The 4,816-nt window shown below is 42.6% G+C and carries 2 protein-coding genes and 1 pseudogene; 2 read left to right on the top strand and 1 reads right to left on the bottom strand.

Going from position 1 to position 4,816, the window contains the following annotated elements:
• Nucleotides 1–285: 285 nt before the first annotated feature.
• A protein-coding gene (locus FTU83_RS16790; RefSeq protein ID WP_180107403.1) for an IS5 family transposase occupies nucleotides 286–1,045 on the bottom strand; the annotation gives its coding sequence in 2 pieces (ribosomal slippage) (nucleotides 286–834 and nucleotides 836–1,045; 759 coding nt in all).
• 207 nt (nucleotides 1,046–1,252) lie between these two features.
• Between FTU83_RS16790 and FTU83_RS16785 the strand changes: the two genes are divergently transcribed.
• Nucleotides 1,253–3,241 carry an oleate hydratase gene (locus FTU83_RS16785; protein ID WP_180005632.1) on the top strand — a complete coding sequence of 663 codons (1,989 nt, stop codon included), beginning with the start codon at nucleotides 1,253–1,255 and terminating at the stop codon, nucleotides 3,239–3,241.
• 129 nt (nucleotides 3,242–3,370) lie between these two features.
• Nucleotides 3,371–4,288: pseudogene (locus tag FTU83_RS16780) on the top strand (oleate hydratase); the annotation flags it as partial.
• Nucleotides 4,289–4,816 lie beyond the last annotated feature (528 nt).

The raw sequence follows: 4,816 nt of genomic DNA, 5'->3' as shown, positions 1-4,816 counted from the left end.
TTGTTCCACTTTAGATATTTGTTTAAGATGAGATGTAACTCATTGAAATGTGTCATCATATTCGTCGTCAGAAAACAAGTATTATGCCATTATTTCAATGAGTTATCTTTTTTTGTCGTGTACAAAGATATTTTTTAATGATAAATAAAAAGCCTATTTTTAAAGAAATTTAGCATACGGCATAGTGAAAACAACAATAGAGCAATTACTCAACAATAAACATTAACATCAATTATTTAGATCAGATTCAATTTTAGAGGCTGTTGATCTTTGCTCAAATATCATTCAGCAATGCATTGGCAGCCATACCATGACAAAGGCTAATGCGACATTACTGGCGTAGTTTCTTGCCAGTTTGTCGTAGCGAGTAGCTATAGCCCGATATTTTTTAATCTTTAAAAAGGCGTTCTCTACCAAGTGCCGGTACTTATAAAGGCACCAGTCCATATGACCATTCCCAGTTTTGCTGTTCTCTTTTCTCGGAATATTGGCCACGCAACCTTGAGCTTCAATAAATGCTCGTAAACTATCACTATCGTAGCCCTTATCGGCAGTGACATGGCTTGATTTTGGGGCTTCTGCTATCAAACTCTGCGCATGGGCGATGTCATGTACTTGCCCACCCGAGATTTCGAAGTAAACGGGAAGACCACCGCTATCAACAGCAAGATGAATTTTTGTCGAATTGCCACCCCGACTTTTTCCTATAGCTTCGTCTGCACCACTGGCTGCTCCGCTGCTATCCTGATGCGCCTTCACGATACTTCCATCAATAAATAGCCATTCAGGGTCATTCTCAGACGATATGCTTTGAAATAGTTTTTGAAATACCCCCCTTCTTTGACCAGAGGTTAAAACGTCTAAAAACAGTGTTCCAACGGCCAAATTTTTCAGGCAGATCTCGCCATTGAATTCCAGTGCGCATCCGATACAGAATGCCTTCAAGCGTGTTCCTGTGTTCGTACTTATTATAAACACGCCCCGTTTCTTTGAGGATTTGCTTTAGGGCTTTCCAGGCTTTATCTGTTAACATTGTTCTTGGCATAGCAACGTCCGTTCTCGGTGGTATTTTTGATTTTTGGCGAAACCATTATACCTTGTTGCTATGCCGTTTAATTTTCACTCAAAGATCAACAGCCTCTAGTTGAATCTAGGCTTGGTGCCGACTATACTGAAAGTGCCGTTCGCAATACCATTAAGGGTATCAGCTAGAACAGCAAGTACTTCTATTCAGTAAGGGAAGGAATCCGTAATGGCTAAAAAGACAATTGCGAAATTTGATATCTCGGCAACCGCACCAGAGGGTTTTGAACATGAGCCTGACGCAACAGGTGGTTTTTGGTGCCATAAACCGCTTAACACTTTGCCGCCGGGTGATTTTATATCGCCCTACTCGCGTCATAAAACCTTACCAACTCCGGGAATCGAAAAGCGTAAAGCCTGGATAATTGGTGGCGGTGTCGGAGGACTTGCCGCTGCATTTTATTTAATTCGCGATGGTCATATGCCCGCCGAAAATATCACTATTTTAGAAGAAATGAGGGTAGAAGGCGGCTCTATGGATGGTGCGGGTAACCCTGAAGACGGTTACATCATTCGCGGTGGTCGTGAAATGAACTGGAACTACGACACCCTCTGGGATCTATTCCAGGACATTCCCGCCCTTGAACTTCCCGAAGGGTATTCTGTTCTCGATGAATACCGAATGATAAACGACAACGACCCAAATTACTCTAAGGCCCGTTTAATTAACAAGTCCGGCGAGATCCTTGACTCAGAAGACCTAGGACTGAGTAAATCTCAGCAATGGGAACTTATCCGCTTAATGCTGAAACGAAAGGAAGAGTTAGACGACACGAGCATTGAGGAATATTTCAGTGAAGGCTTTTTACAAAGCAACTTCTGGTTTTTATTCCGTACTATGTTTGCTTTTAAAAACTGCCACAGCCTGTTGGAAACCAAGCTCTATTTGCATCGTTTTCTGGACTCAATTGACGGCTTTGGTGACATGTCTGTTCTGCTTTTCCCTAAATACAATCAGTACGACACCTTTATAAAGCCACTGACCGACTTTTTGCGTGAAAAAGGAGTGAAATTTACCTTTGAAGCCAGAGTCGATGACCTTGATATAAGCTTTACCGGAGACAAAAAGACAGTAACCGGAATTCAGGCCGTTATTAAAGGTAAAGAGCAATATATTGAAGTTGGCAAGAATGATTTAGTGTTCGCCCTCACCGGCTCAATGACTGAACAGACGGGTTATGCCGGTATGGATAATGCGCCGGAGCTTAACTGTGAAAGGCATGACCCGGGTAGCGAAAGTGGCTGGAACTTATGGAAGAACCTCGCCAAGAAGTCTCCCGTTTTCGGTAAGCCAGAAAAATTTTATGGTGACGTAGACAAGTCTATATGGGAGTCGGCCACCCTTACCTGCAAGCCCTCACCCCTTGTCGATAAACTGAAAACCTTATCAGTAAACGACCCATACTCCGGTCGAACCGTAACCGGCGGCATAGTGACTTTTACTGACTCCAACTGGCTGTTAAGTGTTACCTGTAATCGCCAACCCCACTTCCCCGACCAGCCAGATGACACATTGGTGTTGTGGGTTTATGGCCTGTTGATGGATAAGCAAGGCAACCGTGTAAACAAAACCATGCCAGAATGCACCGGTAAAGAAATTCTGACCGAGCTTTGCCATCATCTGGGTATTGAAGACCAGTTAGATGAGGTTATAGCCAACACCAAAATACGCATTGCGCTTATGCCTTATATTACAGCTCAGTTTATGCCCAGAGCTGCAGGCGACAGGCCCAGAGTAGTTCCTGAAGGCTGCACGAATTTAGGCTTAGTGGGACAATTTGTAGAAACTCGCAATGACATAATATTCACCATGGAAGCCTCTATTCGCACCGCCCGTATTGGTGTGTATAAACTGCTGAATATTCCCAAACAGGTGCCTGATATAAGCCCGACACAATACGACATTCGTAACATCATAAAAGGTGCCAGAGCGCTCAATAGCAATAAGCCTTTTATTGGCGAGCGTATGCTGCACCGCTTACTCGACAAAACCTACTTTGCCCACATACTGCCGCCGCTGCCCGAACCGGAGGAGAAAAAGCAAACGCACTTCGAAGAAGAGCTAAGGGAACTGCTTGGTAAAGGCGGTGACTCAATACATAAATTCTCAAGCTGGGTTAACTCGCTGAGGGAGAATTTTTCGAGCAAAGATAAATAGTAGGTTAGGTTTTGCCTGAATTCAGATAATAACCGCAACACTCATGTAATGGGATAGGTCGGAAGGAGGTCAGCTACCCACATGTGGTAGTCTTACTTTTCGACCAAAAAAAGTGAGTTCCAACATGAGTTAGATGTGCGTTTTGGACACTATGTCACAGATGCAGACTTCATTACCAATGCTGAAACTCAAGAACGCTACGCTTCACGCCTATATGTACAATTGCCTGAAGGCTCAGAGCAAATTAATCTGAAAGCCAATGATTTAGCTATTTTCACTTTAGGCTCTATTACAGCAGACTCACGTTATGGCGGTAATCATGACGTGCCTGCCCTTATTCGTCATCGAGAAGATCATGGCTGGACGCTTTGGGAAACGCTGGCACAAAAAGCCCCAGACTTTGGCCGTCCAATGACTTTTTATGGCAATGTCGATGAACATAAGTGGGAGTCTTTCACTCTGACCATGAAAGATGACGTGCTACTTAAACGTATTATTGACTATACAGGCAATGAACCAGGCACAGGCGCACTCATGACTTGGTATGAGTCGGGTTGGCATTTATCCATCGTGGTTCCTGCACAGCCACACTTTGCCGACTTACCTGAAGGTTTATATACCTTATGGGGCTACGGTTTCCAAATTGACCATATAGGCGATTACATCAAAAAACCAATGTCCGAAGCCACGGGGCAAGAAATCCTAACAGAACTGATTAAACAGCTCGGTTTTGACGACATTTTAGATCATGTTTTGGCAACGACTGATGTTACTACCGCCATGATGCCATACGCCTCTGCCCTATTCGCCTGCCGTAAACCGGGGGATCGTCCACAGGTAATTCCACAAGGCTCACAAAACTTTGCTTTCCTTGGACAGTTTGTGGAAATTGAAGATGACGTGGTCTTTACTGTGGAATATTCAGTTCGTGGGGCGATGCTTGCCATTTATGAATTTTTTGGGGTGGAACGTGAAATCCCTGAAATTTACAACGGTCTACTTGATCCCAAAGTGGGTTTAAAAGCTTTAGAAACAGTGTTCCACTAAGTTTTTAATATATAGCGATAAGAGCACCTTTATGTCGCCACTATTACATAGTTTAATTTAAGCAACGTTTGGATACACGAGTGTGGCAGGGATGCCACACGTTATCCATCATAATAGGGATGTTATGTATGGGTAACAAAGGCTTTTGCTTTCTTTTGGCTTATCAAAAGTAAGGGTATTGCCTACACAAACACCTTTTATACTTTATTGAAAGTTGAGGCCGTGTACGCACCTAATTTTAAATTGGATAAAAAGAAAAATTAGATAAAACTTTATACCTCATTCGTAAATAAATTGACTAATCAACATAGGAAAAACATCTCCACGTTTTAAATAATACTCCGAAACTGACTAAGTGCTTTTCTATCTTTTTCTCATGATTTTAGATTTCATAAAAATTACCTCTGTACACGACAAATTTCATAGGATCCTTGTCCTATCAGGCTTTTTCTTTCTTAAAATTGCTAGCACTTTCTTAAATTCTTCTTTTTTTCCAAAACCAATCAAACGTAGAATAGCCATTTGAAC

Origin of the sequence: Acinetobacter sp. YH12152 (genome assembly GCF_013418285.1) — a bacterium.
GTDB classification, from domain to species: domain Bacteria; phylum Pseudomonadota; class Gammaproteobacteria; order Pseudomonadales; family Moraxellaceae; genus Acinetobacter; species Acinetobacter amyesii.
The sequence above is the reverse complement of the archived record's forward strand: the minus strand, read 5'-3'. Positions and strand labels throughout refer to the sequence as shown.